At 66.2% G+C, this 25,651-nt stretch carries 28 protein-coding genes; 18 read left to right on the top strand and 10 right to left on the bottom strand.

Annotated elements, in window-relative coordinates; translation table 11 throughout:
- The first annotated feature begins 5 nt into the window (after positions 1-5).
- The 4 genes from HV766_RS19545 (at position 6) to HV766_RS19530 (ending at position 4,959) form a co-directional block, all read left to right on the top strand.
- A complete protein-coding gene (locus HV766_RS19545) occupies positions 6-1,772 on the top strand; it encodes a putative 2-aminoethylphosphonate ABC transporter permease subunit (protein WP_254593339.1) in 1,767 nt (588 codons plus the stop codon).
- Positions 1,773-1,795: 23 nt separating this feature from the next.
- Positions 1,796-2,617: a phosphonoacetaldehyde hydrolase gene (phnX, locus tag HV766_RS19540; protein ID WP_415823205.1), complete on the top strand. Its 822-nt coding sequence runs from the start codon at positions 1,796-1,798 to the stop codon at positions 2,615-2,617.
- 93 nt (positions 2,618-2,710) lie between these two features.
- Positions 2,711-3,733 carry a putative 2-aminoethylphosphonate ABC transporter substrate-binding protein gene (locus HV766_RS19535; protein WP_054451016.1) on the top strand — a complete coding sequence of 341 codons (1,023 nt, stop codon included), beginning with the start codon at positions 2,711-2,713 and terminating at the stop codon, positions 3,731-3,733.
- Positions 3,734-3,828: 95 nt separating this feature from the next.
- On the top strand, positions 3,829-4,959 hold the full coding sequence (locus HV766_RS19530; RefSeq protein ID WP_175181707.1) for a TIGR03364 family FAD-dependent oxidoreductase: 1,131 nt from the start codon (positions 3,829-3,831) through the stop codon (positions 4,957-4,959).
- Between the two features lie 75 nt (positions 4,960-5,034).
- Here HV766_RS19530 and HV766_RS19525 read toward each other — a convergent pair whose 3' ends face one another.
- The 3 genes from HV766_RS19525 to HV766_RS19515 all read right to left on the bottom strand — a co-directional run bounded on the left by HV766_RS19525 (position 5,035) and on the right by HV766_RS19515 (position 8,609).
- Positions 5,035-6,183 (bottom strand): aromatic ring-hydroxylating oxygenase subunit alpha, encoded by a 1,149-nt coding sequence (locus HV766_RS19525; RefSeq protein ID WP_054451018.1) that lies wholly within the window; start codon positions 6,181-6,183, stop codon positions 5,035-5,037.
- A gap of 243 nt (positions 6,184-6,426) precedes the next feature.
- On the bottom strand, positions 6,427-7,437 hold the full coding sequence (locus HV766_RS19520; RefSeq protein WP_054451019.1) for an acyltransferase: 1,011 nt from the start codon (positions 7,435-7,437) through the stop codon (positions 6,427-6,429).
- Positions 7,438-7,640: 203 nt separating this feature from the next.
- A complete protein-coding gene (locus tag HV766_RS19515; protein WP_054451020.1) occupies positions 7,641-8,609 on the bottom strand; it encodes a Bug family tripartite tricarboxylate transporter substrate binding protein in 969 nt (322 codons plus the stop codon).
- Between the two features lie 155 nt (positions 8,610-8,764).
- Here HV766_RS19515 and HV766_RS19510 point away from each other — a divergent pair, with 155 nt between their 5' ends.
- The 12 genes from HV766_RS19510 to HV766_RS19455 all read left to right on the top strand — a co-directional run bounded on the left by HV766_RS19510 (position 8,765) and on the right by HV766_RS19455 (position 18,879).
- On the top strand, positions 8,765-9,619 hold the full coding sequence (locus HV766_RS19510) for an IclR family transcriptional regulator (RefSeq protein WP_175181706.1): 855 nt from the start codon (positions 8,765-8,767) through the stop codon (positions 9,617-9,619).
- A gap of 92 nt (positions 9,620-9,711) precedes the next feature.
- Positions 9,712-9,978, top strand: a complete 267-nt coding sequence (locus HV766_RS19505; protein ID WP_054451022.1) for an exodeoxyribonuclease VII small subunit — start codon at positions 9,712-9,714, stop codon at positions 9,976-9,978.
- Positions 9,979-9,985: 7 nt separating this feature from the next.
- A complete protein-coding gene (locus HV766_RS19500; protein WP_054451023.1) occupies positions 9,986-10,897 on the top strand; it encodes a polyprenyl synthetase family protein in 912 nt (303 codons plus the stop codon).
- A 53-nt stretch (positions 10,898-10,950) separates the two neighbouring features.
- Positions 10,951-12,813 carry a 1-deoxy-D-xylulose-5-phosphate synthase gene (dxs, locus tag HV766_RS19495; protein WP_175162470.1) on the top strand — a complete coding sequence of 621 codons (1,863 nt, stop codon included), beginning with the start codon at positions 10,951-10,953 and terminating at the stop codon, positions 12,811-12,813.
- Positions 12,814-13,006: 193 nt separating this feature from the next.
- A complete protein-coding gene (gene folE2, locus HV766_RS19490; protein ID WP_054451025.1) occupies positions 13,007-13,804 on the top strand; it encodes a GTP cyclohydrolase FolE2 in 798 nt (265 codons plus the stop codon).
- 7 nt (positions 13,805-13,811) lie between these two features.
- Positions 13,812-14,735, top strand: coding sequence for a DUF817 domain-containing protein (locus tag HV766_RS19485; protein WP_119450556.1), 924 nt, complete (start codon positions 13,812-13,814; stop codon positions 14,733-14,735).
- A 192-nt stretch (positions 14,736-14,927) separates the two neighbouring features.
- A complete protein-coding gene (gene rpsF, locus HV766_RS19480) occupies positions 14,928-15,305 on the top strand; it encodes a 30S ribosomal protein S6 (protein ID WP_013392507.1) in 378 nt (125 codons plus the stop codon).
- A 51-nt stretch (positions 15,306-15,356) separates the two neighbouring features.
- Positions 15,357-15,680 (top strand): primosomal replication protein N, encoded by a 324-nt coding sequence (priB, locus tag HV766_RS19475; RefSeq protein WP_054451027.1) that lies wholly within the window; start codon positions 15,357-15,359, stop codon positions 15,678-15,680.
- Positions 15,681-15,790: 110 nt separating this feature from the next.
- A complete protein-coding gene (gene rpsR, locus HV766_RS19470) occupies positions 15,791-16,063 on the top strand; it encodes a 30S ribosomal protein S18 (protein ID WP_006218308.1) in 273 nt (90 codons plus the stop codon).
- Positions 16,064-16,077: 14 nt separating this feature from the next.
- A complete protein-coding gene (gene rplI, locus HV766_RS19465; RefSeq protein ID WP_054451028.1) occupies positions 16,078-16,533 on the top strand; it encodes a 50S ribosomal protein L9 in 456 nt (151 codons plus the stop codon).
- 127 nt (positions 16,534-16,660) lie between these two features.
- The gene (locus HV766_RS19460; protein ID WP_054451029.1) at positions 16,661-17,500 is read left to right on the top strand and encodes a BUD32 family EKC/KEOPS complex subunit; all 840 of its coding nucleotides are present in this window, start codon (positions 16,661-16,663) and stop codon (positions 17,498-17,500) included.
- Positions 17,497-18,879: a replicative DNA helicase gene (locus HV766_RS19455; protein WP_054451030.1), complete on the top strand. Its 1,383-nt coding sequence runs from the start codon at positions 17,497-17,499 to the stop codon at positions 18,877-18,879. Before HV766_RS19460 ends, HV766_RS19455 begins: the two co-directional genes overlap by 4 nt.
- Before the next feature lie 64 nt (positions 18,880-18,943).
- Here the strand turns inward: HV766_RS19455 and HV766_RS19450 are convergent, their stop codons facing one another.
- The 5 genes from HV766_RS19450 to HV766_RS19430 form a co-directional block, all read right to left on the bottom strand.
- Positions 18,944-19,921 (bottom strand): bile acid:sodium symporter family protein, encoded by a 978-nt coding sequence (locus tag HV766_RS19450; RefSeq protein WP_054451031.1) that lies wholly within the window; start codon positions 19,919-19,921, stop codon positions 18,944-18,946.
- A gap of 136 nt (positions 19,922-20,057) precedes the next feature.
- Positions 20,058-21,038 carry a 4-hydroxythreonine-4-phosphate dehydrogenase PdxA gene (gene pdxA / locus HV766_RS19445; RefSeq protein ID WP_082400687.1) on the bottom strand — a complete coding sequence of 327 codons (981 nt, stop codon included), beginning with the start codon at positions 21,036-21,038 and terminating at the stop codon, positions 20,058-20,060.
- A 46-nt stretch (positions 21,039-21,084) separates the two neighbouring features.
- Positions 21,085-21,393 (bottom strand): hypothetical protein, encoded by a 309-nt coding sequence (locus HV766_RS19440; RefSeq protein ID WP_054451033.1) that lies wholly within the window; start codon positions 21,391-21,393, stop codon positions 21,085-21,087.
- A gap of 42 nt (positions 21,394-21,435) precedes the next feature.
- Positions 21,436-21,894, bottom strand: coding sequence for an Lrp/AsnC family transcriptional regulator (locus tag HV766_RS19435; RefSeq protein WP_054451034.1), 459 nt, complete (start codon positions 21,892-21,894; stop codon positions 21,436-21,438).
- Positions 21,895-22,003: 109 nt separating this feature from the next.
- Positions 22,004-22,609, bottom strand: a complete 606-nt coding sequence (locus HV766_RS19430) for a hypothetical protein (RefSeq protein ID WP_054451035.1) — start codon at positions 22,607-22,609, stop codon at positions 22,004-22,006.
- A 184-nt stretch (positions 22,610-22,793) separates the two neighbouring features.
- Here HV766_RS19430 and HV766_RS19425 point away from each other — a divergent pair, with 184 nt between their 5' ends.
- Both HV766_RS19425 and HV766_RS19420 read left to right on the top strand, forming a co-directional pair.
- Positions 22,794-23,039, top strand: a complete 246-nt coding sequence (locus HV766_RS19425) for a hypothetical protein (protein ID WP_054451036.1) — start codon at positions 22,794-22,796, stop codon at positions 23,037-23,039.
- A 244-nt stretch (positions 23,040-23,283) separates the two neighbouring features.
- Positions 23,284-23,511, top strand: coding sequence for a hypothetical protein (locus tag HV766_RS19420; RefSeq protein ID WP_223283424.1), 228 nt, complete (start codon positions 23,284-23,286; stop codon positions 23,509-23,511).
- 6 nt (positions 23,512-23,517) lie between these two features.
- On the opposite strand, the gene HV766_RS19415 is transcribed toward HV766_RS19420, so the two are convergent.
- On the bottom strand, positions 23,518-24,081 hold the full coding sequence (locus HV766_RS19415; protein WP_175181705.1) for a DedA family protein: 564 nt from the start codon (positions 24,079-24,081) through the stop codon (positions 23,518-23,520).
- Positions 24,078-25,517, bottom strand: coding sequence for an aminotransferase-like domain-containing protein (locus HV766_RS19410; RefSeq protein WP_054451039.1), 1,440 nt, complete (start codon positions 25,515-25,517; stop codon positions 24,078-24,080). The genes HV766_RS19415 and HV766_RS19410 overlap by 4 nt, the downstream gene beginning before the upstream one ends.
- Positions 25,518-25,651 lie beyond the last annotated feature (134 nt).

Below are 25,651 nucleotides of genomic sequence, written 5' to 3'. Positions count from 1 at the left end.
CGGCCATGAACCGTTCCTCCAACGCCGCCGCGCCGGCTGCTGGAAATATCGCAGCGCCCATGCCGGCCCCGGCGCTGGGCCGCCGCCCGCTGCCGGCCTGGGTTGGCGCCTTCGGCCTGGCCACCGGGCAGGGCGCCCTGGCGCTGGGCCTGTTGCTGTTCCTGGCGCTGCCGCTGGCCGCCATCCTGCTCAAGTCGGTGACCGACAGCGATGGCGCCTGGGCCGGGTTGTCGGTGCTTGCGGACATCATCGGCGGCGACGGCTTCATGGCCATGGTCGCGCGCAGCCTCGCGGTGGGCGTGGTGACGACCTTGCTGGTCGTGCCCTGCGCCTATGGATTCGCCTATGGCCTGACCCGCACGCGCCTGCCGGGCAAGGGCCTGCTGCGCACCGTCGCCTTGCTGCCGCTGCTGGCGCCGTCGCTGCTGCCGGGGATCGCGCTGGTGTACCTGCTAGGCAACCAGGGTCTGCTCAAGAGCCTGACGGGCGGCGCGACCATCTACGGTTTCTGGGGCATCGTCGTGGGCGAGGCTTTCTATACCTTCCCGCACGCGCTGATGATTCTGCTGACCGGCCTGGCCCTGGCCGACGGCCGTCTTTATGACGCCGCGCGCGCCATGGGCGCCGGCCCCTGGCGCACCTTCCTGACCGTGACCCTGCCGGGCACCCGCTACGCCGTGTTTTCGGCCTGCTGCGTGGTGTTCACGTTGACGGTGACCGACTTCGGCGTGCCCAAGGTCGTGGGCGGCGATTACAACGTGCTGGCGATGGAAGCCTACAAGGCCGTGGTCGGCCAGCAGAACTTTCCCAAGGGCGCGGCCATCGGCATCCTGCTGCTGCTTCCCGCGATCCTGACCTTCGCCCTGGACAGGCGGCTGCGCGCCCGACAAGGCGCTCAGCTGAGCGGCCGGGCCCAGCCCTATGCCGCGGGCGTCAACCGCCGCCGCGATGCCGCGTTCCTGGCGCTGGCCGGCGTGCTGGCGGCGTTCCTGCTGCTGATCATCGGCGTGGCGGTGTGGGCGTCCTTCGTGAAGATGTGGCCCTACAACCTGTCGATGTCGCTGCGTTCGTACGACTTCGACAATATGGACGGCGGCGGCTGGCTCGCCTGGCGCAACAGCCTGCAGCTGGCGTTCTGCACCGCCCTGGCCGGCACGGCCGTGGTCTTCACCGGCGCATGGATGATGGAGAAGGTGCCCGCCCGCGGCCAGCTCGCGCGCGGCCTGCGCGGCATGGTCGGCATGCTGGCGCTGATGCCCATGGCGGTGCCGGGCCTGGTGCTGGGCCTGGGCTACATCTTCTTCTTCAACAGCCTGTCGAACCCGCTGAACGTGCTGTACGGCACCATGCCGCTGCTGGTCCTGTGCACCATCGTCCACTTCTACACCAGCGCGCACCTCACGGCTGCCACCGCGCTCAATGCGCTGGACCCCGAATTCGAAGCGGCCTCCACGTCGCTCAAGGTGCCGCGCCTGACGACCTTCCTGCGCGTGACGCTGCCGATGTGCCTGCCGGCCGCGCTGGACGTGGCCCGCTATCTGTTTGTTTCCGCCATGACCACGGTGTCCGCGGTCGTGTTTCTGTACAGCCCGTCGACGGTGCTGGCCGCGGTCGCGGTGCTGAACATGGACGACGCCGGCTTCATCGGTCCCGCCGCCGCCATGTGCACCGTGATCATGGCCAGTTCGGCCGTCGCTGCACTGGTCCTGCACCTGGCCAGCCGCGCGCTGGTGGCGCGCAGCCAGGCCTGGCGCCGCCCCGCGGCCCATTGAACGATTTTTCAAGGATGACCCTCATGACTGTTTCGCCTTTGCCCGTCCGCCTGGAGGCGGTGATCTTCGACTGGGCCGGCACGCTGGTCGACTTCGGTTCCTTCGCGCCCACCAAGGTGTTCGTGGACGCGTTCTCGCAGTTCGGCGTGAAAATGTCGCTGGCGCAGGCCCGCGGCCCGATGGGCATGGGCAAGTGGGACCACATCCGCACGCTCTGCAATGAGCCGGTCATCGCCAGCCAGTACCAGGCCCAGTTCGGCCGCCTGCCCACCGATGACGACGTGACCGCCATCTACGAGCGCTTCCTGCCGATGCAGCTGGAGAAGGTTGCCCAGTATTCGGCGGCGATCCCCGGCGCGGCAGAACTGCTGCGCGCTCTGCGCCAGCACGGCCTGAAGATCGGCTCGTGCTCGGGCTACCCCGCCAGCGTCATGCGCCGCGTGGTCGAGCGCGCCGCCACCGAAGGCCTGGAGCCTGATTGCATCGTCGCCAGCGACGACGTGCCGCGCGCGCGCCCGGCGCCCGCGATGGCACTGAAGAATGTGGTCGAACTCGGCCTGTCCGACGTGGCCGCCTGCGTCAAGGTCGATGACACCGCGCCCGGCATCGAAGAAGGACGCCGCGCCGGCATGTGGACCGTGGGCCTGCTGCTGTCGGGCAACGCCGCCGGCCTGACGCTGGAGGAATACCTGAGCCTGGACGACGCAGGCCGCCAGAAAGCGCGCACCGCCGCCAGCCTGGAGCTGTCGCCCGCCGCGCCGCACTACCTGATCGATACCGTCGCCGACCTGCCTGGCGTGATCTCCGATATCGAAGCCCGCTTGTCCGCAGGCCAGCGCCCCTAACCCTCTCACCTGTCTGCACCGCTTGCCGGGGCCGGTTCGCGCCAGCCCCGGGGGCCTCCCTCAGCCTTTTTCCGCCTACCCACGGAGTACTTCATGAATCGCTACAAGCTGCTTGCACTGGCCGCCGCCCTGACGGGCGTGATGGGCGCCGCCTCCGCCGAGACCACGCTGACGGTCTACACCGCGCTCGAAGCCGACCAGATCAAGGCCTACCAGGCCGCGTTCGAGAAGGCCAATCCCGACATCAAGATCCAGTGGGTGCGCGACTCCACCGGCATCATCACCGCCAAGCTGCTGGCCGAAAAGAACAACCCCAAGGCCGACGCCATCTGGGGCCTGGCCGGCACCTCGCTGGGCCTGATGGACAAGGAAGGCATGCTGCAGCCCTACGCCCCCAAGGGCCTGGACCAGATCGCCGCCAACATGCGCGACGCCAAGGCCGAGCCCAGCTGGGTCGGCATGGACGGCTTCGCCGCCGCCATCTGCTTCAACACCATCGAAGCCGAAAAGCAGAAGCTGCCCAAGCCCACTTCGTGGCAGGACCTGACCAAGCCGGTGTACGCCGGCAAGATCGTGATGCCGAACCCGGCTTCGTCGGGCACCGGCTTCCTGGACGTCAGCGCCTGGCTGCAGATCTTCGGTGAAGAGAAGGGCTGGGCCTACATGGACGCCCTGCACAAGAACATCGGTTCGTACACGCACTCGGGCTCCAAGCCCTGCAACATGGCTGCCGCCGGCGAATTCCCGATCGGCGTGTCGTTCGACTACCGCGCCGCCAAGCTGAAGGCCGACGGCGCGCCCGTCGAAGCCGTGTTCCCCTCGGAAGGCCTGGGCTGGGAAGTGGAAGCCACCGCCATCATGAAGGGCACCAAGAACCTGGAAGCCGCCCGCAAGCTGGCCGACTTCTCCGCCAGCCGCGAAGCCAACGAACTGTACAAGGCCAACTTCGCCGTGCTGGCCATCCCGTCGATCGCCACGTCCAATCCGAACCTGCCGGCCGACCTGATGCAACGCATGATCAAGAACGACTTCACCTGGGCCGCCACCAACCGCGACCGCATCATCGCCGAGTGGACCAAGCGCTACGACGGCAAGTCCGAGCCGAAGAAGAAGTAAGTCCGTTTGACCGCGGCGGCGCCGGACGCCGCCGCGCCCCGGGGGGCGCCCGCCAGGGCGGCTCCCGCCGCATTTCCCTTTGCAATGTTCCACAGATGAAAAATTTCGACGTAGTCGTGGTGGGCGCCGGCATGCTGGGCATCGCCCACGCCTGGGCCGCCGCCAAGCGCGGCCTGTCGGTGGCCGTGATCGAGCGCAGCCGCCAGGCGCATGGCGCCACCATCCGCAATTTCGGCCAGGTCATCGTGACGGGCCAGGCCCCCGGCATGATGCTGTCGCACGCCCAGCAGGCGCGCGAACTGTGGCTGGAACTGGCGGACCGAGCGGGTTTCCATGTGCGCGCCAACGGCGCCCTGGTGCTGGCGCGCAATGCCGAAGAGGCGGACGTGCTGCAGGAATTCGCCGACACGCGCATGTGCCAGGAAGGCTATCGCGCCGACCTGCTGTCGGCCCGCGAGGTGGCCCGGTTGTACGGCGGCCAGCTCGCGCACCACTGCGCGGGCCTGCAAGGTCATGACGATCTGCAGATCTATTCGCGCGAGGCGCTGCCGGCCATCACGAGCTACCTTGCGGAATCGCTGGGTGTGCAGTTCATCACCGGCACGCTGGCGCGCGCGGTCGAGGGCGGGCTGGTGTGTACCTCGGCTGGCGAATTCAAGGGCGGACACGTGTTCGTCTGCCCCGGGCATGACTACCTGACCCTGCTGCCTGAGCGCTTTGCGTCGATGAACCTGGAGGTCACGCGCCTGCAGATGTTGCGCGCCGCGTTCGAGACTCATCCCATCGCGCTGGACCGCCCCTTGCTGACCGGCCTGTCCTGCGTGCATTACGGCGCATTCTCGGACCTGCCGTCGGCGCTGGCGTTGCGCGACGTGATCCAGGCGCGCACGCCCATGCTGCTGGAGAACGGCATCCACCTGCTGATCAGCCCCACGCCTTATGGCGAACTGATCATCGGCGATTCGCACCGCTACGGCCAGGACGCGCCGCCGTTCAACGACGAGGCAGTCGACAATGCCATGCTGGACCTGGCGACCCAGGCGCTGGGCGCGCGCCTGCGCGTGCTGGAGCGCTGGCAGGGCGTCTATGGCGCGCATGGCCCCGCGCCGTTCTCGGTCATGCCGGTGGACCCGGCCACGACGGTGGCGGTGATGCACTCGGGCGTGGGCATGACGGTGGGACTGGCCATCGGCGAGCGCACGGTGGCGGGTGTGCTGGGCCGCTGATCGCGGCAGCCGGAAAGAAGAAAGGCCTCGCATGTGCGAGGCCTTTTTGCATGGGACAGGCGCCGGAGCCAGGCTTCAGACCCGCTCCTGCATGATGCGGCGATACCATTCATGGAAGTGCTGCATGCCGTCTTCCATGGGCGACTGGTAGGGACCGGTTTCGTTCACGCCGCGCAGCATCAGCGCCTTGCGGCCCGCGTCCATGCGCTCGGCGATCTCGTCGTCCTCGATCGCCGTTTCCATGTAGGCGGCGCGCTGCGCCTCGACGAACTCGCGTTCGAAGGCGGCGATTTCCTCGGGGTAGTAGAACTCGACCACGTTCACAGTTTCCTGCGGGCCCTTCGGGTACAGCGTGGAGAGCACCAGCACATGCGGATACAGCTCGATCATGTGGGTCGGGAAGTACGTGACCCAGACCGCGCCGAAATCAGGCGCATCGCCTTCGCGGAACGCCAGCAGGCGGTCGTGCCATTGCTTGTACACGTCGGACCCCGGCTGCGCCAGGGCGTTGTGCACGCCGACCTTCTGCAGGCTGTACCAGTCGTTGAACTCCCAGCTCAGGTCGTCGCAGGTGACGAAGCGGCCCAGGCCCGGATGGAACGGACCGACGTGGTAGTCCTCGAGGTAGACCTCGATGAAGGTCTTCCAGTTGTAGTTGCACTGGTGCACTTCGACGTGGTCCAGCACGTAGTCGCCGAAGTCGAATTCCGGGCGCGAGAACAGCGGCGCCATGTCGGCGGCCGGATCACGCGGGCCTTCGAACAGCAGGCCATGGCAGTCGCGCAGGCGGAACTTCTGCAGGTTCATGCAGGGCGTGGTGGCGAACTGGGGCGCGCCCAACAACTCGCCCTGGTTGTTGTACGTCCAACGATGCAAGGGGCAGACGATATTGCCGCCGGTTGCCTTCAGATTGCCATGCGTATTGCAGTTGCCGGCCACATTGCCGGTTTCGCCGCCAAGCATCAGCGCCTGGCGGTGGCGGCAGACATTTGAGATGAGTTCGACGCCTTGCTGGTTGCGAACCAGCACGCGTCCTCCGTCTTCCTGGACCAACGTACGCCAATCCCCGATTTCGGGCACCACTTTCTGGTGGCCGACGTATTGTGAGGATTGCTTGAAAATGAGTTCTTGCTCGCGGGCAAAGAGGGCTTCGTCAAAATACGCGCTGACGGGTAGCTGGGTGCGAGCTGGCACTACATGTGCCATCCGACCGATGTCGGTCATGATTCCCCCCGCTCGGATAAAAAAGCCAGGACGGAGGGGCTTTTGCCTGGCGGCTTTGAAATCCGCAGGATGCGTTCCGTGCTGGCGCGAAGAAAAATCGGTGTCTGGCCGATCAAATAAGCCGTGAATTGTACCCCAAGCCCTTACCCCGCGCCCGTGAAGATCTGCGAAGCTTCGTGAAGTTATGCCGTAGCCGTCGTGCACGCGCTGCGCGAGGCATAACCCCTTGAAGATGTAGGCCTTTCAGACGAAGCGCCGGGTGGCCGGATGGCGTCTCATCAGCCAGCTGCTGGCCGCCGACAACATGAACACGGCCACCGCCAGCATGGGCAGCGTCCAGGCCTCGTTGCGCGCGCCCGTCAAGGCGCCGGCGCGATGCGCCACGTCCAGGAACAGTGGATGGATCAGGTAGACGCCGAAGGTCAAAGGCGCCAGCGAGGCCAGCCGCGGCAGGCGCGGCGACCCAACGATCCACTGGAATGCGGCCAGCGACATGAACGGCACCGTGAGACTGAAGTAGTCGTAGAAGTAGGTATCCAGCGCGCGGTTGCTCGACATCGTGTACACGCCCAGCGCGGTCGCGGCGACGCTGGCCGCCAGCATCAGGCCGGGACGCGGGATGCGCATCTGGCCGTCGAAGATCAGGCGGCCCGCCACGAAGTAGCCCAGATAGGGCAGGAACCAGGTCAGGAAGAAGCCCGCGGGCGCGCCCAGCGCGCGGCGGTACAGCGCGTCCAGGATCGCCACGCCCAGGATGCCGACGACCCACAAGGCGCGGGCGCGCGGCGTGCTGCGCGCATACAGGACGCGCACCAGCGGCGCGAACAGATACAGGCCCACGATCATGTACAGGTACCACAGGTGGTAGTACGGCTCGCCCTGCACCAGCTTGCGCGGCCAGAACGAAAAATCGATGCGGCCGTCGTCCCACCAATCCAGCGCCGTGCGCCAGGCCAGATAGAAAAACGTCCAGAACAAGAGCGGCGCGCAGATCCGCGCCATGCGCCGGCTGTAGAACTGGCGCGCGTCCTGCGGCTTGTCGGGATCCAGCAGCAGGGCGCCGCTGACCATGACGAACACGGGCACGCACCAGCGCGCCGCCGAGTCGTACAGATTGGCCGCCAGCCACGCTCCCCCGCCGTACACCGCGGGGTTGCTTACCACCATGGCGGCGCTGTGCAGCAGCACGACGGCTACCGCCGCCAACCAGCGGGCGGCATCCAGGCGCGCATATTTCTCTTCGGCGTACGGCATCGGGCTCCCATGGCGGTGTCTACTTTTTCACCATAGCAGCGGGCAGCGTCCTGGTTCTGTATCCAGGGGTTAGAGGGCATATCGACGCGCATGAAAAACCGGCAGGGGCGCTGGAGCCCTCTGCCGGCGGACGCCGCGCGGCGCGGCGCATTCACGGGCGGGCGCGGGCCCGCCTACGTTTTGTCACGAAACCAGCCGCGCCATCATTGCAGGACGATATTGGCCTGCTTGATCAGTTGCGCCACGATCGGCTGTTCGGTCTTGATCTGCTTGTCCAGTTCGGCAGCCGTGCCCGAGCGCGGGTCGATGCCCATGTCCAGCATGCGCTTCTTGATGGTCTCGTCCTGCAGGGTCTCGGCCAGGGCCTGCTGCAGCTTTTCCATCACGGGGGCGGGGGTGCCCTTGGGCGCCACGAAGCTGAACCAGGCGGTCATGTCGAACGCGGGATAGCCTTGTTCGGCCAGCGTCGCCAGCTTGGGCTGCGTCGCCAGGCGGCCCGGGCTGGTGATGGCGAAGACCTTGACCTTGCCGGCATCGGCCTGCGGCATGCCGGTGGCCACCATGTCGAAGAACAGGTCCACGTCGCCGCTGACCAGGGCGGGCAGGGCCTGGGTCGCGCCCTTGAAGGGCACGTGCAGGATGTCGATGCCCGCGCGTTCCTTGAAGAGTTCGCCCGCCAGGTGCGAGGACGTGCCCGGGCCGAAGGTGGCGAAGGTCAGCTTGCCTGGATTCTGCTTGGCGTAGGCCACCACGTCCTGGGTGCTGTTGAACGGCCGCTTGGGGCTGGACAGCAGGACCAGCGGCCCGACGCCGACCATGCCGATGCGGGCGAAGCCATCGGGATCGTAGGGCAGTTCCTTGTACAGATAGCGGTTGGTGACCAGCGTGGAGTTGGTCGCCATCAGGATGGTGTAGCCGTCCGGCGCTTCGCGCGAAACAAAGGCCGCCCCGATCGAGGTGCCGGCGCCTGCCTTGTTCTCGACGATCATGGGCTGGCCCAGCGTCTTGGCCATGCGCTCGGCCAGGATGCGGGTCAGCACGTCGGTGGCGCCGCCGGCGGGGAAGGGCGAGACCACCTTGATCGGCCGGGCCGGATAGGTTTCGGCCTGGGCACCCAGCGCGGCGGCGCTGAGCAGCAGGGTGGCCAGCAGTTTGAAGCTAGTGCGAATCATGTTTTTCCCCTTGAAATCGCGTGCATGAGTGGATGTTCGGGCCTGGCTTGGCGCTGCGGGTAGCGCTTGCCAAGTCTCCTTGGGTGCATTAAATTCCGTAAAATGGAATTTAATTTTGTTATTCGAAATAAACTATAAAAACGAAGCGAATAGAAATGCAATCTTTTTCTGACGCCAAGCGCATCGCCCATCCCGCCGCCAAACCGGACGGCAAGGTCGAACTCAGCCTGCCCGCGCGCCGCAAGCGCGCCGCCGGCGCGGGCGTGGGCGCCAACTCGCCTGATTTCATTACCGCACTGGCGCGCGGGCTGGATGTACTGCGCTGTTTTCGCCATGGCGTGACGGCCTTGGGCAATCTGGACCTGGCGCGCCTGACCGGTTTGCCCAAGCCCACCATCAGCCGCATCACCTACACCCTTACTGAATTGGGTTATCTGCGCTATCACCCGGACACCGGCAAATATTCGCCTGGCTATGGCGTGCTGGCGCTGGGCTTCGGTCTGCTGGCCGGGCTGGAGGTGCGCGAACTGGCCAAGGCCTCGATGACCGAGCTGGCGCGCGCCACCGGCGGCGCGGTGGCCCTGGGCGCCTTCGATGGCGATGCCATGACCTACGTCGAGGCCATCCATGGGTCTTCGGCGCTCTACCTGCGCCTGCCCGTCGGCTATCGCGCCAGCCTGGACAGCGCCATGGGCCGGGCCTACCTGGCCAGCCTGCCGCCCCAGGCCTGCGCCGACGCGTTGGCCCGGCTGGGCGAGACCGCGCCGGACGCGGCCGCCATGGAGCGCGCCCGCGCCGAACTGCGCGACACGGGCTGCTGCTACGCCATCGGCGAATGGCAGTCGGGGATCAATGCGGTCGCCGTGCCGTTTGCCTCCATCACGGGCGAGGGCGTCTTCGTCATGAGCTGCGGCGGGCCCGCCAGCCTCTTGCCCGAGGCGGACCTGCGTACGCGCGTGGCGCCGCTGCTGCAGGGCGCCATTGCGGGGCTGGCAGGCGCTGCGGCCTGAGACGCGCCGCGCGCGGCGGCAAGCCCGACGGCCTTGCGGGTATCTCGTACAATTCACGGATTGATCCACCCCTAGCGCCCTCGGAGACCCGTTTGGCCAAATCTTCACAAGCCGATCCGCAGATCGATGACCGTCCCTTGCCCCAGGATTTCGAAACGGCGCTGGCCGAACTCGAATCGCTGGTAGCGGCCATGGAAGACGGCTCGTTGCCGCTGGAGCAGTCGCTGGCCGCCTACCGGCGCGGCGTGGCGCTCACGCGGGTCTGCCAGGAACGCTTGGCGCAGGCCGAACAGCAGGTCAAGGTCCTGGAGGGCGACTTGCTGCGTCCGCTGGACCCGGCGGCGCTGGATGACGAATAAGAACCCGATGAAGCAAATTCAACTCGCCTTCCCGGAATGGTTGCAAGGCCGTGTCCAGCACGTCGAAGACGTCCTGGACGATCTGCTCCCCCCGGCGGACGCGTTGCCCGCGCGGCTGCATGAAGCCATGCGCTACGCCGTGCTCGGCGGCGGCAAGCGGGTGCGCGCCGCGCTGGTCTACGCGGCGGGGCAGGCCTGCCCCGTCAGCGGCAGCGTGCTGGCCGTGCAGGCCTCGCTGGACCGCGCCGCCGCGGCGGTGGAACTGATCCACGCCTATTCGCTGGTGCATGACGATCTGCCCTGCATGGACGACGACACGCTGCGCCGCGGCCGTCCCACCACCCACGTGAAGTTCGACGAAGCCACCGCCATGCTGGCGGGCGATGCGCTGCAACCGCTGGCCTTCGATCTGCTGGCTTCCATGCCGATCGCGCCCGCGCTGATCGTGCAGGCCACTCAGTCGCTGGCGCGCGCCGCCGGCAGCCAGGGCATGGCCGGCGGCCAGGCCATTGACCTGTTCAGCGTCGGCCGCGCGCTGTCGCGCGACGAGCTGCAAACCATGCACAGCATGAAGACGGGCGCCATGCTGGCTTGCAGCGTGGCCCTGGGCGGCATCGTGGCGGGCGCCAGTTCGGCCTCGCGCCAGGCGCTGGACGCCTACGCGCAGGCGGTGGGCCTGGCCTTCCAGGTGGTCGACGACATCCTGGACGTGACCGCCGACAGCGCCAGCCTGGGCAAGACGCCGGGCAAGGACGCCGCCGAGAACAAGCCCACCTATGTATCGCTTCTGGGCCTGGACGGCGCGCGCGCGTTCGCCCAGGAACTGCGTGAGGACGCGCTGGCCGCCCTGGCTCCGCTGGGCGAGGCCGGATCGCGCCTGGCTGAACTGGCCGACTTCATCGTCCTACGAGACCGCTGAACCGGGACCAGCCCGGGCTGGAGGCAGACCGGGCCAACGAACCACATAAAAGCATGACGACAGATTTACTGGACCGCATTCAATCCCCGGCTGACCTCAAGCGCCTGGATCGCCGCGAGCTGAAGAAGCTGGCCGACGAGCTGCGCGGCTTCGTGCTGGAATCGGTGTCCAAAACGGGCGGGCACCTGTCGTCCAACCTGGGCACGGTCGAGCTCACCCTGGCCCTGCATCAGGTGTTCGACACGCCGCATGACCGCATCGTCTGGGACGTAGGCCACCAGTCCTACCCGCACAAGATCCTGACTGGCCGCCGCGCCGGCATGGCCAAGCTGCGCCAGCAGGGCGGGATTTCGGGTTTCCCCAAGCGCAGTGAATCCGAGTACGACGCCTTCGGCACCGCGCATTCGTCCACTTCCATCTCCGCGGCGCTGGGCATGGCGGTGGCCTCGCGCAACGCCGGCGTGCAGCGCCAGCACATCGCCATCATCGGCGACGGCGCGATGTCCGCCGGCATGGCCTTCGAAGCCATGAACAATGCCGGCGTCACGCCCAACATCAACCTGCTGGTGATCCTGAACGACAACGACATGTCGATCTCACCGCCAGTGGGGGCGCTGAACCGCTACCTGGCGCGCCTGATGTCGGGCCGCTTCTATGCGGCCGCCAAGAACGTCGGCCGCGCGGTGCTGCAACACGTGCCGCCGGTGCTGGAACTGGCGCGCCGCTTCGAAGAGCATGCCAAGGGCATGGTCACGCCGGCCACGCTGTTCGAGGAATTCGGCTTCAACTACGTCGGCCCGATCGACGGGCACGACCTGGACGCGCTGGTGCCCACGCTGCAGAACCTCAAGGCCCTGGAAGGCCTGCAGTTCCTGCACGTGGTCACCAAGAAGGGCCAGGGCTACAAGCTGGCCGAGGCCGACCCGGTGCTGTACCACGGTCCGGGCAAGTTCGATCCGGCCGTCGGCATCCAGCAATCGAAGGCGCCGGGCAAGCGCAGCTTCACGCAGGTGTTCGGCCAGTGGCTGTGCGACATGGCCGAACAGGATTCGCGCCTGGTCGCCATCACGCCCGCCATGCGCGAGGGCAGCGGGCTGGTGGAATTCGAAAAGCGCTTTCCGCAGCGCTACTTCGACGTGGGCATCGCCGAGCAGCACGCCGTGACGTTCGCTGCGGGCATCGCCTGCGAAGGCCAGAAGCCCGTGGTCGCGATCTACTCCACCTTCATGCAGCGCGGCTACGACCAGTTCATCCACGACGTGGCCCTGCAGAACCTGGACGTGACCTTCGCGCTGGACCGCGCCGGCCTGGTGGGCGCGGACGGCGCCACGCATGCGGGCAATTACGACATCGCCTTTCTGCGCTGCGTGCCCAACATGGTCGTGGCCACGCCCTCGGACGAAAACGAAACGCGGCTGCTGCTGTCGACCTGTTATCAGTATCCCGGCCCGGCGTCGGTGCGCTATCCGCGCGGCGCGGGCTGCGGCGCGGCTGAAGCGCCCGGCCTGGACACGGTCGAGCTCGGCCGCGGCGTGGTGCGCCGCGAGGGCCGCAAGATCGCCATCCTGGGTTTCGGCATGCTGCTTCAGGCCGCGTTGGGCGCGGCTGAAAAGCTCGATGCCACCGTGGCCGACATGCGCTTCGTCAAGCCGATCGACCGCGAACTGATCCTCGACCTGGCCAGCCGCCATGACGCCCTGGTTACGCTGGAAGACGCTTCCATCATGGGCGGCGCCGGCAGCGCGGTGCTGGAAACGCTGAGCGCGGCGGGGGTTGCGATCCCGGTCCTGCAACTGGGCCTGCCCGACGAGTTCATCGACCACGGCGAGCAGTCGGCGCTGTGGGCCGGCATCGGCCTGGACGCGGCGGGCATCGAAAGCGCGATCCGCGCCCGTTACGCCAATCTGCTGGGCTGAATCCGGCCCGATTCCGCGGGCAGGGGCCAGGCCACTGTCCGCGGCAATGAAACACACTGTTCCGGCCCCGCCAACCTACGGATAAAAGGGTTTTCCCTGGCGATCCGCGGACTATGGGCGATAATGGCCCCCTTCTCAAAGATTCCTAGGCCCGTGCGTTTTCACGACTGATTGCCTAGACAGGTAAGCCGAAATGAATTCTCCGATCGACCCCGCCATCGTGATGCCCGACGTCCAGAGTTCGGCGGACACCCGGCACATCCCGATTCAGCGCGTGGGCATCCGTGGCGTGCGCCACCCCATGTTGATTGAAAGCGGCGACGGCTCGCCCCAAGGCACCGTGGCCAACTGGACGCTCACGGTGGCGCTGCCGCCCGAAGAAAAAGGGACGCACATGTCCCGCTTCGTGGCCCTGCTGGAAAAGTACCGCAGCATCCCCATGACGCCGACCCTGTTCCGCGCCATGGCTGCCGACATGCTGCCGCTGCTGCATGCCGAGCGCGGCGACATCACCGCCGCCTTCCCGTACTTCATCAACAAGTCCGCCCCGATTTCCGGCGTGCAAAGCCTGTTGGACTACGAAGTGCAATGGATCGCCCGCGCCCAGGGCGACGAGGTCGAGTTCGAGTTGATCGTGCAGGTGCCCGTCACCAGCCTCTGTCCCTGCTCCAAGGCCATCTCCGAATACGGCGCGCACAACCAGCGCTCGCACGTCACGGTGTCGGCCATCCTGAATGCCGACATCGGCATGGACGGCGTCATCCGCCTGATCGAAGAAGAAGGCTCGTGCGAACTGTGGGGCCTGCTCAAGCGCCCGGACGAGAAGTACGTCACCGAGCGCGCCTACGACAATCCCAAGTTCGTCGAGGACCTGGTGCGCGACGTGGCTGCCCGCCTGAACGCGCATCCCGGCATCGCCCGCTACCGCGTGGAAGCCGAGAACTTCGAATCCATCCACAACCACTCGGCCTACGCCGTCGTGGAAGGCTGAGCTTTCCGTGAGCCATCCGGCGGCCAATGACTGGCCGCTCATCGCGGGGCTGCAGGAGTGGGAATCGCGGCTGGCCAGCAATCTGGCCGGCCGCGGCCGTTTTGGCGTGGCCCTTTACGAGTTCTTCCGCTTTGGCGTGAAGCAGGCCTGGGCCTGCCTGTTCGGCGGCCTGATGTGCGCGCTGCTGCTGGGCACGCACTGGTGGTATCCGAAAGACGCCGCGCTGGCCCGCTACGACTTCCTGACCCTGGCCGCGCTGGGCATCCAGGCGCTGCTGCTGGCGCTGCGCATGGAAACCTGGAGCGAAGCCCGCGTGATCCTGCTGTTCCATGTGGTGGGCACGGGCATGGAAGTGTTCAAGACCGCCGCGGGTTCGTGGATCTATCCCGAGGCCAGCGTGCTGCGCATCGGCGGCGTGCCGCTGTTCACGGGCTTCATGTACGCGGCGGTGGGCAGCTATCTCGCCCGCGTCTGGCGCCTGTTCGATTTCCGCTTCCGCGCGCATCCGCCGCTGGCGGCCTGCGTGGCGCTGTCGGTGCTGATCTACCTGAACTTCTTCGCGCACCACTACATCATGGATATCCGGTGGGCGCTGTTCGCGCTGACCGCCATCCTGTTCGCCCGCACCTGGGTGTATTTCCGCATTTGGCGAGTCTACCGCCGCATGCCGCTGCTGCTGGGTTTCGTGCTGGTGGCCCTGTTCATCTGGTTCGCCGAGAACATCGGCACCTTCGCCAACGCCTGGCGCTATCCAAACCAGTCGCAGGGCTGGCAACTCGTGTCCATCGCCAAGCTGGGCTCATGGTTCCTGCTGATGATCATCAGCTACGTGATGGTCGGCGTGGTCAACCGTCCCCAGGAAATCGATGTTGCCGATTTGCCTCGGCAGGCGGGGCAGGGCGATGGAAATAGTCCGTCCCTTATTTCCTGACCTGCCTCTGGCTTGCGTCTGACCGCTCAATCGGTGATAATCGAGAGCTTTCTTGCTCGACCGCCCATGGTTTTTGGGTAGCGGGCTGCCCCTTGCGGGCCACTGTTCAAGATGCATATTGCGATCCGCCCCTGATGGAAAGCGGGGGCGCAGGACGGTCGGCCAGCGAGACATCCTCAAGGAGTTTTACTCATGCGTCACTACGAAGTGGTGTTTATCGTTCACCCCGACCAAAGCGAGCAAGTGCCCGCCATGGTCGAGCGTTACCAAGCGCTGGTCACGGGCCAAGGCGGCTCGGTTCACCGCCTGGAAGACTGGGGTCGCCGTCAACTGGCCTACCCGATCCAGAAGCTCGTCAAGGCTCACTACGTCTGCCTGAACATCGAGTGCGGCCAAGCCACGCTGGATGAGCTGGAACACTCGTTCCGCTACAACGACGCCGTTCTGCGCCACCTGGTCATCAAGACCAAGAAGGCTCAAGCCACGCCCTCGATCATGATGAAGTCGGTCGAACGCGAAGAAGCCCGCAAGGCTTCGGCTGAAGCAGCAGCGCCGGCTCAGGCCGAGTAAGCAGGGCTCACGCAGAGCTCATCCCATGAAGTCCCCTCGGTGCCTGGCAGGATGAACAAGCTGGAACTCAGCGCCCGCGTTCTCGAATGCGAGCCTTTGCGCCACACTCCCGCCGGTTTGCCCGCACTGGAAATGGTGCTGGCGCACGAGTCCGAAGTCATCGAAGCAGGCCACCCGCGCCGCGTCGAACTGACTATCGCGGCCGTGGCACTGGGCGATCTGGCGTTGCTGCTGAAGGACACCGCGCTAGGGTCCGAATTGCTGGTGCAGGGGTTTCTGGCTCCCACCCGCAAGGACTCGGTGAAGGTCAAGCTGCATTTGCAGCAGGCACGCAGGATCAGCGGCAGCGCAGGGCGCGATCCGCTGGTGGCTTGAAGGGAATTGGGCAAGAGGCGCGATGAGCGCCTTCTGATTACGGATAGGTTATGGGGGTTTGGGCCCGTTTTGGGTAGAACCCGGCCCCCTCAAACAAAGAGGCACATATCATGGCTTTCTTCGGAAAACGCAAGGAAAAACGCAAATTCACGCAGCAGAACCCGCTCTTCAAGCGTCGTAAGTTCTGCCGCTTCACCGCTGCCGGCGTGGAAGAGATCGACTACAAGGATCTGGACACCCTGCGCGACTTCGTGCAAGAAAACGGCAAGATCATCCCGGCTCGCCTGACCGGCACCAAGGCAATCTACCAGCGTCAGCTGGACACCGCCATCAAGCGCGCGCGCTTCCTGGCCCTGTTGCCTTACACCGACAACCACAACTAATCCGGGGCACTGAAATGCAAGTTATTCTGCTCGAAAAAGTCGTCAACCTGGGTAACCTCGGCGAAGTCGTCCGCGTGCGTGATGGCTATGCTCGCAACTTCCTGATCCCCCAGCGCAAGGCCCGTCGCGCAACCGACGCCGCCCTGAAGGAATTCGAAGCGCGCCGCGCCGAACTGGAAAAGGCCCAGGCTGAAAAGCTGGCCGCCGCCCAGGCTCTGGGCGAGCGCGTCGCCGGCTTCCAGCTGAAGATCGTCCAGAAGGCTGGCGTCGACGGCCGCCTGTTCGGCTCGGTCACCAACGCCGACATCGCTGAAGGCCTGCGCAAGGCCGGCTTCGAAGCCGTGGAAAAGGCGCAAATCCGCCTGCCCAACGGCCAGCTGAAGTCGATCGGCGAGTTCCCGGCCCAGGTTGCCCTGCACGCCGACGTTCTGGTCGACGTGACGATCCTGGTCGAAGGCGAACTGTCCTAAGCCGGTACCCGCAGTAAAAAAGAAGCCGGCCCGCGCGCCGGCTTTTTTTCTTTTTGTCCATCGCGTATTGCGTGTAGTCTTCGGACTCCACGATCCAGGCCCCGCGCCGCATTCCTCAGAGGACGTCTTGACTCAGCCCCCCGTTCACCACAACGCGCCCCCCGGCCTGCGAGCCTGGTTGGATAGCGTGGATGCGTCGCGTGAACCTTCGGTGAGGGATGTGACGATAGATGGCGTGCGCTGCATCATCAAGCGCCGCCGTCCCGGCATCGGTCAGGGCGTGAGCTACGCGCTGCGCTATGTGCGCGCCCTGTTCCTGGGCGTGGGATGCAAGATTTTCCTCGGCGAGTTTCCACGTCCGGGCGTGTTGCTGCGCAACGGCCTGACGCATGAGTCGCAGCGCCTGGCGCAACTGCTCAAGGCCGGTTGCCGCGTGCCCGAGGTCTGGTGGCAGGAGCAAGGCCTGCTGGTGCTGGAATACGTGGGCGAAGACCTGGCCGACCTGATCCGCAACGAGGACACGACGTCCCGCTTGTGGCTGGCGCGCGCCGCGGCAGCAGATCTGGCCGCTTTCCATGCCCGCGGCATGTGGCATGGCGGCGCCCAGATCCGCAATATCACCCTGCAGGACGGCGAGCTGTGGCGCATCGATTTCGAAGAGAACATCGGTTCGACCCTGTCGCGCCCGCTGGCCCAGGCCTATGACCTGTTCCAGATGCTGGCCTCTCTGGTGTCTTTGCGTAAATTGCCGGACGACGTGGCCCGCACGCTGGGTAAACTGGCGTTCGAAGTCTATTTCGAAAGCAACCCCGACCCCGAGGTCCGAGCCCGCCTGACGCGCCTGGCGCGCGTGCTCTGCGGCATTGCCGCGCCCTTGCGCGTGGTGCTGGGCCGATTGCCCTCGCGCGATATCCAGGGATTCTTCCGCGTCGCGGACATCCTGCAGCCGTTACTATTGAAGTCATGAATACACCTGCCGACTCCCAGCTCGAATACCTGCGCGTTCCCCCCCATTCCATCGAGGCGGAACAGTCGGTTCTGGGCGGCCTGCTGCTGGACAACGCAGCCTGGGACCGCATCGCCGACGTGCTGGTCGAAGAGGATTTCTACCGGCACGACCACCGGCTTATCTGGCACCATATTGCCCGCCTGATCGGGCTGGCGCGCCCGGCGGACGTCATCACCGTCCACGAGTCGCTGGTCAGCGCCGGCAAGGCCGAGGATGCCGGCGGCCTGGCCTATTTGAACGCGCTGGCCCACAACACGCCGTCGGCCGCCAACATCCGCCGTTATGGCGAGATCGTGCGCGAGCGCGCCATGCTGCGCAAGCTGGTCGCGATCGCCGACGAGATCTCCGCGGCCGCCATGAGCCCGCAGGGCAAGGAAGCGCGCCAACTGCTGGACGAGGCCGAGTCCAAGGTGTTCCAGATCGCCCAGGAAGGCGCACGCGGCGCCGCGGGCTTCCAGGAAATCCAGCCGCTGCTGACGCAGGTGGTGGAGCGCATCGACGAGCTCTATCACCGCGAGAGCACCTCCGACGTGACCGGCGTGCCCACGGGCTTCACCGATCTGGACAAGATGACCTCGGGCATGCAGGGCGGCGACCTGATCATCGTGGCCGGCCGCCCGTCCATGGGCAAGACCTCGTTCTCGATGAACATCGGCGAACACGTCGCCATCGAGGAAGGGCTGCCGGTGGCGGTGTTCTCCATGGAAATGGGCGCGGTCCAGCTGGCCATGCGTATGCTGGGCTCCGTGGGCCTGCTGGACCAGCATCGCATGCGGACCGGCAAGCTGATCGCCGAGGACTGGCCACGCGTGACCCACGCGGTCCAGCTGATGCAGGACGCGCAGGTCTACATCGACGAATCGCCGGCGCTCAGCCCGATGGAAGTGCGGGCGCGCGCGCGCCGCCTGGCGCGCCAATGCGGCCAGCTCGGCCTGATCATCATCGACTACCTGCAGCTCATGTCGGGCAATGGCTCGGGCGAAAACCGGGCCACCGAAGTGTCGGAAATCAGCCGCTCGCTCAAGGGCCTGGCCAAGGAACTGAACTGCCCGCTGATCGCGCTGTCGCAGCTGAACCGAAGCCTGGAACAGCGTCCCAACAAGCGCCCCGTGATGAGCGACCTGCGCGAATCCGGCGCTATCGAACAGGACGCGGACGTGATCCTGTTCATTTACCGCGACGAAGTCTACAACCCCGATTCGCCGGACAAGGGCACCGCCGAGATCATCATCGGCAAGCAGCGTAACGGTCCCATTGGTTCCGTGCGTTTGACCTTCCAGGGCTCCAGCACGCGCTTCCTGAACTTCTCGGGCGCACAGCCGCGCGACATGTACTGAACCTGTCCGGTCCAAGAAAAAACCGCGCCTCGGCGCGGTTTTTCATTGCAGCTGCGAACCCGCTTCAGGCTTGCGCCTCGGGACGCTTGCCGAAGCGCGCGGCCAGCACGCCGCACACCATCAGCTGGATCTGGTGGAACAGCATCAGCGGCAGCACGATCGCGCCCACGGCGTGGCCGGCGAACAGCACCTGCGCCATCGGAATGCCGCTGGCCAGGCTTTTCTTCGAGCCGCAGAACAGCAGCGTGATGCGGTCTTCGACATTGAAGCCGAACACGCGGCCGGCCAGGGCCGACAGACCCAGCGCCAGCGCCAGGATGACGGCGCAAGCCACCACCAGGCCGGCCAGCGCGGGGATCGGGGTCGAACTCCACAGGCCTTCGTTGATGGCTTCAGAAAACGCCGTGTAGACCACCAGCAGGATGGAGCCCTGGTCGACGAACTTCAGCATGGCCTTGCGCTTGTGCACCCAGGCGCCGATCCAGCGGCGGGCGAACTGGCCCAGCACGAAGGGCAACAGCAGTTGCAGCATGATCTTGCCGACGGCGTCGAACGAGATCGGCGCGCTGCCCGCGTTGGCGACCACCGTGCCCACCAGCAGCGGGGTGATGAAGATGCCGAGCAGGCTGGAGGCGGAGGCGCTGCACACGGCAGCCGGCACGTTGCCGCGCGCCATCGAGGTGAAGGCGATGGCCGATTGCACCGTGGCGGGCAGGCAGCACAGGAACAGGATGCCCAGATAGAGTTCGGGCGTGACCAGCGGTTCCAGCACCGGCTTGAGCGCCAGGCCCAGCAGCGGGAACATGAGGAAGGTCGCGGAGAAGATCGTGAGGTGCAGCTTCCAGTGCGTCAGGCCGGCGATGATGGCCTCGCGCGACAGGCGCGCGCCGTGCAGGAAGAACAGCAGGCCGACCGCGATGTTGGTGATCCAGCCGAACACCACCACGCCTTGCCCATGAGCGGGTACGATGCTGGCGATGATGACGGTGCAGATCAGATAGAGGGTGAAGCGATCGGGAAGAAGGCGGGCAAGGCGTGACATGAGGGATGGAAGGGGGAGGGCGGACGGAAAGCGCCGCGGGCGCCGTAAACGGGCAGTATTGTAGTCCCCGGGACGTCTTGCTTCCTGACAGCCAGTTGTCAGCGCTGCAGGTCGCAGCAGCGCCGCAGCGCGGCGCTCAGGGCGTCATGGCCAGCGCCAGGTCGAACGCCGCGACCAGCGAAGCATGGTCGGCCAGGCCCTTGCCCGCGATGTCGAAGGCAGTGCCGTGGTCCACGCTGGTGCGCACGAAAGGCAGGCCTACCGTCACGTTCACGCCGTGGTCCAGGCCCAGGTACTTGACCGGAATGAGTCCCTGGTCGTGGTACTGCGCCACCACGATATCGAACTCGCCGCGCCTGGCGCGCATGAAGATCGTGTCGCCGGGCCAGGGCCCGCTCGCGTCTATGCCTTGCGCGCGGGCAGCGGCGATTGCGGGCTCGATGATGTCGATGTCTTCGCGGCCGAACTTGCCGCCTTCGCCCGCGTGCGGATTCAGGCCCGCGACCGCGACGCGCGGCTGGGCGATGCCCATCTGGCGGCAGGCCTGGTCGGCCAGCCGCATGGCAGTCAGTTCCGCCTGCGGCGTGATGCGCGCGATCACGTCGGCCAGCGCCACGTGTATGGTCACCAGCAGCACGCGCAACTCGTCGTTGGCCAGCATCATCGCGAAGTCTTGCGTATCTGAGCGTTCCGCGAGGATCTCGGTGTGGCCGGGATAGTCGATGCCGGCGGCATGCATGGATTTCTTGTTCAGCGGCGCGGTGACGATGGCGCGGATGCGGCCGGCCTGCGCGTCGTCGATGGCGGCGCAGACATAATCGTAGGCGCCGCGTCCCGCGGCCGCGCTGATCTGCCCCAGGGGCAGGTCGGCGGGCAGGGCAGGGCTGCAGGCGATGACGTTGATGTGGTCCGCGCCCGGCGCTGCCTGGCCGACGTCGGCGACCTCGACGATCTCCAGCCTTGCGCCCAGCTGGGCGGCGGCGCGGCGCAGTGCGCCCGCATCGCCATACACCACGCAAGGCGCGTTCAGGCCTTGCGCGTAGGCCTTGACGACGATTTCGGGACCGATGCCGGCGGCATCGCCCATGGTGATGCCTACGGGCAGGGAGGTGTTCACGATGCGGGGACTGAGGTTGTGTTGCGGATCTGGGTGGGCCGCCGCCTTACTTCGAGGAATTCTTGGGCGGCTCGATGACGCCGCATTCGAAGGTCACGGTGGCGCGCTTGGGGCCCAGGCCGGTCGCGTGGTTGGAGGTGATCTTGGGCTTGACCAGCTTGCGGTCGATCGACTGGCAATACTGTTCGGCCCGCAGCAGGGCCTGGTTCTTGATTTCCACCCAGGTCATCATCTGCGAGCCGGAGCTGTGGGTGACGCTGTAGGTGTCCTTGCCGGCGGGCGTGACCTCGCTCATGCTGGAACAGGCGGTCAGCAGGGCAAGCAATACGGCGGCGGGGGCAAGGCGTGCAAACATGAGGCGTCCTGGAATGGCGATTACCTCAATTACACCATCATTTCATGGTGCGGCCACGGCGCTGCGGCGATCGAGCTTGCGGCTCAGGACGATGGAAGTCTGGGTCTGCTTGACCCCGTCGATCAGGCCGATGCGGTCCAGCAGTTCGTCCAGCTGTTCGTGGGTTTCGCAGCGCAGGAAGATGAGGTAATCGTAGGGGCCGCTGACCGAGGAGACCTCCTCGACTTCGGGCATCTTCTCCAGTTCGCGTATGACCGCGGCGGGAGTCTTGGGCAGTACGCTGATGAAGCAATAGGCGCGCACCGCCGCTTCTTCCAGCAAGCGCCCCAGGCGCACGCCATAGCCCGCCACGATGTGCTCGCGTTCGAGCCGCGCAATGCGCGCCACCACCGTGGTACGGGCCAGGCCGAGCTTGCGCGCCAGGATGGCCGCGGGTTCGCGCGCATTGGCTTGCAGCAGGCTGAGCAGTTGCCGGTCGATGGCGTCGAGTCGTTCGTTCATACGGAAATGGGCGGCATGGAGCGAGAGGGCGCGAGTGCCGACGGTACAGGCCCGGGCCTGCCCGCGTCAATGCGCAGCCGGCCCTCGCACGCCAGCATGGCGCCAGGCGCTAGCCATCGGATTCGGGTGGAATGCCGCCTTGATAGATGCGCCCGTCGAACTCGAAGCGCGTGATGGTCTTGCGCGCAGCATCGAAGATGCGATCGCGGCTGGCATCGTCCAGGCCGTCGTGGTCGGCGAAGCTGAAGCGGCACAGATCGATGTCGCTATCGTAGAAGGCCGAATGCACATAGCGGCTGACATCGGCCTCGTGCGCGAAATGCGCGAATTCGCGCAACTGCTCCATTTCGTGGAAGGAGCCGTTACGGCTGACCAGCAACATGCCGAACTTGCGCTCTTCGTCGGCGACGGGTTCCGGCGCGGGCAGGGCGTCGGGATGCCGGGTGTCCTGATAATCGAAACGCGCGCCCAGGTCATGCATGGCCGCCAGCACGCGTTGCCATTGCGCTTCGTCCAAGGTGAGGCGGGCCGCCACGTAGAACAGGCGCTGGCGGCCCAGCGAGCGCGGTTCGGGGCCGCCGATGAAACTGTGCCAGGGAATGGCTGCGTCGAGTCCGGCCAGCTCCGCCATGCGCGCGTCGCTGTATCCCAGCCGGTCCTGCAGGCGCCGCATGGACTGGGCGTCCGGCGCAACGTAGTTCTGGATCGTCTTCATCGGAGGCCTCCGGTTGCACCGGATGCTCGCAGGCGCGCAGCCCTGGAGACGGAGCCGGTGACGTGCGCCGCCGTGCCTCTGCGGCTACGCTTCATGCTAGCGCGGCGCGCAGGGCTTGCCTAGCATGGGCCGGCGTGGCGCCGTGCTAGGATTTGCGCCGACTTCAATGCCAGGAGGCTTACACATGGACATCCAGGAACAAATCGCCGTCATCGTGCATACCATTTCGCATCAAGGCGGCCGCATCGATGCGCTGAATTCGACCGTGCTGTCGATGCTGCATCTGGCCAAGGCTTCGCCCGGCCTGCGCGAGGCCATCGAAGCCCAGCTCGAACAGAACTATTCCAGCCTGCTGGCCCGCTCCGAGAATCCGCAGTACGTGGCCGGTTTCGAGAGCGTGCGCGACATGATTCTGGGCGCCTTGAAATAGGCTGGCTTGCGGGTCCAGGCTTGCGGGAGTTACCCACAACTTCTGTGGACAAGCCTTGGGATAGTGCGGGCATAGATGTTCATTTTCCTTTAATTACAAAGGCTTGCATGGAGCGGTCAAAGCTGGCTCCATTTGCTCGCTGCGGCAGCGCTTGCTGCACGCTGCCGCAGGTCACGCAAGCCGGGTAATATGCGGCCCCATGCGGAATCAGTATTCATTGGAATGCCGGGGCGGATCGATCGCGATGCGCGTCTCGGAAGCAGCAAAGCTGGCGGCGTTCGACCCCGGCAAACTTTCCCCCGAGGCGCGCCAGAGCTGGGAGCGCATGGGGCATGGCTTCAAGGCCTGGCACGACTTCGACCAGCGCCACCCCATCCTGCGCCGCCTGGCGCGCTTGCCCCTGGTGGGCCGCTGGTACCGCAACGCGCGGCGCCGTTATGTGCTGCGCGCCAGCGGCAAGCTGGTGGTCTGAGCGCAGTTATTTGCGGCGCCTGCCCAGCAGGTGATAAGCCAGCCAGATGAGCACGCCGATCGCGATGGCCACGGCCAGCTTGGTCTCGACGCCGTGCAGGCGTCCCAGCATGGATTCGATCGTTTGGCCGAACAGATAGCCCAGGGTGCTGAAGCACACCGCCCAGATGGCGGCGGCGATGGCGTTGAGCACCAGGAAGCGCAGCGGCGGCACATTCGACACGCCCAGCGCCACTGGCCCCACCGTGCGCAGGCCGTACAGGAAACGCAGGCTCAGGATGAAGCCGTGCGGATAGCGGTCCACCGCGGCCAAGGCCTTTTCGAAAGCGGGCTTCTCGCGGATGCGCCGGACATAGCGATGATCGCGATAGCGGCGGCCCAGCAGGAACAGGGCCTGGTCCGCAAGGAATGAACCGGCGAACGCGCACAGCACCACATAGGGCAGGTGCAGCAGGTGCTGGTGTGCCAGGAAGCCGGCGAAAACGACCACGCTTTCGCCTTCGAGCAGCGTGCCGGCCAGCACCGCCCACAGGCCGTAGTCGACGATGAGCTGGTGCAGGGCGGGATTCATCTGGGCCGCTCGCCCACGATGCGCGCGAGCGTTTGCAGCGCAGCGGTGATCTCGGGCGTGGTGCGTTGTCCGCAGCTGATGCGCAGGAAATGGTTGTAGCGTGTGCCATTGGAGAACATGGCGCCCGGCGCGACCCGTATGCCTTGCCGGAGCGCGGCTTCGAACACGTCCATGCCCGAGCGTCCGTCGGGCATCTCCACCCAAAGCAGCATGCCGCCCTGCGGCACGCTCAGGCGGGTGCCGGAAGGGAAGTGCGCAGCGATGGTCTCGGCCGTCTGGTCGCGCTGCATCTTCAGGTGCCGGCGCAGGCGCGACAGATGGCGGTCGTAGGCGCGCGAGCCCATGAACTCGGCCACGGCAATTTGCGCCAATGGTTCGTTGGGCCGGCTCTGGGCGAACTTCAGCATGGCGATGCGGGCCTTCCAGCGGCCGCCCAGCAGCCAGCCCAGGCGCATGCCTGGCGCCAGCGTCTTGTGCATGGACGAACAATAGATGACGTTGCCGGTCGCGTCCCAGGACTTGGCGGCGGCCAGCGGCGTGTCGTCGTCCGTCAGCGCGCCGTAGGTGTCGTCTTCGATCAGGGGCACCTGCTGGCGTTCGCACAGCGCAACCAGCCGCGCCTTTTCCGCGTCGGGCATGACGCAGCCCAGCGGGTTCTGGAAATTGGGCACCACCACCACGGCGCGGATGTTGCCGTGGGTCTGGAACGCCAGGTCCAGCGCTTCGATCGACAGGCCGTGCTGCGGGCTGGTGGGAATCTCCAGCGCCCGCATGCCCAGGCTTTCCAGGATCTGCAGCAGGCCGAAGTAGGCGGGCGATTCGACCGCGATTGTGTCGCCTGGCCGCGCCACCGCGCGCAGCGCCAGGTTCAGCGCCTCGATGCAGCCATGCGTGACGATGACGTCGTCCGGCGTGGCGTTGATGCCGTTGGCCAGTGCGCGGCGGGCGAGCACGGTGCGCAGGTCCGGATGGCCCTGCGGCGGGACCGGGCTGACCAGCACCTGCGGCGACTGGCGCAGAGCGCGGATCATGGCCTGCTTAAGTTCTTCCAGCGGATAGGCTTCGGGCACTGCCGCGGCCAGGGCGAAGTTGGCGCTGACCGGATGCGCTTCGCACTTGGCCACGAAGTCCGAGACCCGATCGTGGATGCCCACGTATTGCGCCGCGCCCAGTGCCTGGCGGATGTCCGGCTCGTCCACGGGCGGGATAGTGTTGCGGCGGGGCTTGAGCACGAAGTAGCCCGAGCGGGGCCGCGCTTCGATCAGGCCGTCGTCTTCCAGCTGGCGGCAGGCCTGCAAGGCCGTGGACAGGCTGACGTGGTGGGTGCGCACTAGCGTGCGGACCGAGGGCATGCGCTGGGCGGGCGCCAGCACGCCGGTCTGGATGGCGCGCCGGTAATGGTTGGCCAGGCGTAGATAGAGCGGTTGCGGATCCATGCGCCGATCATGCTCCCCGAGGTTGGTGTGAGACTAGGCACAGATTTAAGCAAAGTACACCATAACAGCGACGAAATCGAGGATCTGCATCGGTACAGAAACCTCAGGGGTGTGACTGTTGCGCATAGCAGGGC

This window comes from Achromobacter aegrifaciens (assembly GCF_902859735.1).
Taxonomy (GTDB): Bacteria; Pseudomonadota; Gammaproteobacteria; order Burkholderiales; family Burkholderiaceae_B; genus Achromobacter; species Achromobacter aegrifaciens.
The sequence above is the reverse complement of the archived record's forward strand: the minus strand, read 5'-3'. Positions and strand labels throughout refer to the sequence as shown.

Excerpts from the sequence above, each read along its gene's own strand:
- HV766_RS19545 (WP_254593339.1), top strand. The coding sequence starts at position 6 with ATGAACCGTTCCTCCAACGCCGCCGCGCCGGCTGCTGGAAATATCGCA.
- phnX (WP_415823205.1), top strand. The coding sequence starts at position 1,796 with ATGACTGTTTCGCCTTTGCCCGTCCGCCTGGAGGCGGTGATCTTCGAC.
- HV766_RS19535 (WP_054451016.1), top strand. The coding sequence starts at position 2,711 with ATGAATCGCTACAAGCTGCTTGCACTGGCCGCCGCCCTGACGGGCGTG.
- HV766_RS19530 (WP_175181707.1), top strand. The coding sequence starts at position 3,829 with ATGAAAAATTTCGACGTAGTCGTGGTGGGCGCCGGCATGCTGGGCATC.
- HV766_RS19525 (WP_054451018.1), bottom strand. The coding sequence starts at position 6,183 with ATGACCGACATCGGTCGGATGGCACATGTAGTGCCAGCTCGCACCCAG.
- HV766_RS19520 (WP_054451019.1), bottom strand. The coding sequence starts at position 7,437 with ATGCCGTACGCCGAAGAGAAATATGCGCGCCTGGATGCCGCCCGCTGG.
- HV766_RS19515 (WP_054451020.1), bottom strand. The coding sequence starts at position 8,609 with ATGATTCGCACTAGCTTCAAACTGCTGGCCACCCTGCTGCTCAGCGCC.
- HV766_RS19510 (WP_175181706.1), top strand. The coding sequence starts at position 8,765 with ATGCAATCTTTTTCTGACGCCAAGCGCATCGCCCATCCCGCCGCCAAA.
- HV766_RS19500 (WP_054451023.1), top strand. The coding sequence starts at position 9,986 with ATGAAGCAAATTCAACTCGCCTTCCCGGAATGGTTGCAAGGCCGTGTC.
- dxs (WP_175162470.1), top strand. The coding sequence starts at position 10,951 with ATGACGACAGATTTACTGGACCGCATTCAATCCCCGGCTGACCTCAAG.
- folE2 (WP_054451025.1), top strand. The coding sequence starts at position 13,007 with ATGAATTCTCCGATCGACCCCGCCATCGTGATGCCCGACGTCCAGAGT.
- rpsF (WP_013392507.1), top strand. The coding sequence starts at position 14,928 with ATGCGTCACTACGAAGTGGTGTTTATCGTTCACCCCGACCAAAGCGAG.
- priB (WP_054451027.1), top strand. The coding sequence starts at position 15,357 with ATGAACAAGCTGGAACTCAGCGCCCGCGTTCTCGAATGCGAGCCTTTG.
- rpsR (WP_006218308.1), top strand. The coding sequence starts at position 15,791 with ATGGCTTTCTTCGGAAAACGCAAGGAAAAACGCAAATTCACGCAGCAG.
- rplI (WP_054451028.1), top strand. The coding sequence starts at position 16,078 with ATGCAAGTTATTCTGCTCGAAAAAGTCGTCAACCTGGGTAACCTCGGC.
- HV766_RS19455 (WP_054451030.1), top strand. The coding sequence starts at position 17,497 with ATGAATACACCTGCCGACTCCCAGCTCGAATACCTGCGCGTTCCCCCC.
- HV766_RS19450 (WP_054451031.1), bottom strand. The coding sequence starts at position 19,921 with ATGTCACGCCTTGCCCGCCTTCTTCCCGATCGCTTCACCCTCTATCTG.
- HV766_RS19440 (WP_054451033.1), bottom strand. The coding sequence starts at position 21,393 with ATGTTTGCACGCCTTGCCCCCGCCGCCGTATTGCTTGCCCTGCTGACC.
- HV766_RS19435 (WP_054451034.1), bottom strand. The coding sequence starts at position 21,894 with ATGAACGAACGACTCGACGCCATCGACCGGCAACTGCTCAGCCTGCTG.
- HV766_RS19430 (WP_054451035.1), bottom strand. The coding sequence starts at position 22,609 with ATGAAGACGATCCAGAACTACGTTGCGCCGGACGCCCAGTCCATGCGG.
- HV766_RS19425 (WP_054451036.1), top strand. The coding sequence starts at position 22,794 with ATGGACATCCAGGAACAAATCGCCGTCATCGTGCATACCATTTCGCAT.
- HV766_RS19420 (WP_223283424.1), top strand. The coding sequence starts at position 23,284 with ATGCGCGTCTCGGAAGCAGCAAAGCTGGCGGCGTTCGACCCCGGCAAA.
- HV766_RS19415 (WP_175181705.1), bottom strand. The coding sequence starts at position 24,081 with ATGAATCCCGCCCTGCACCAGCTCATCGTCGACTACGGCCTGTGGGCG.
- HV766_RS19410 (WP_054451039.1), bottom strand. The coding sequence starts at position 25,517 with ATGGATCCGCAACCGCTCTATCTACGCCTGGCCAACCATTACCGGCGC.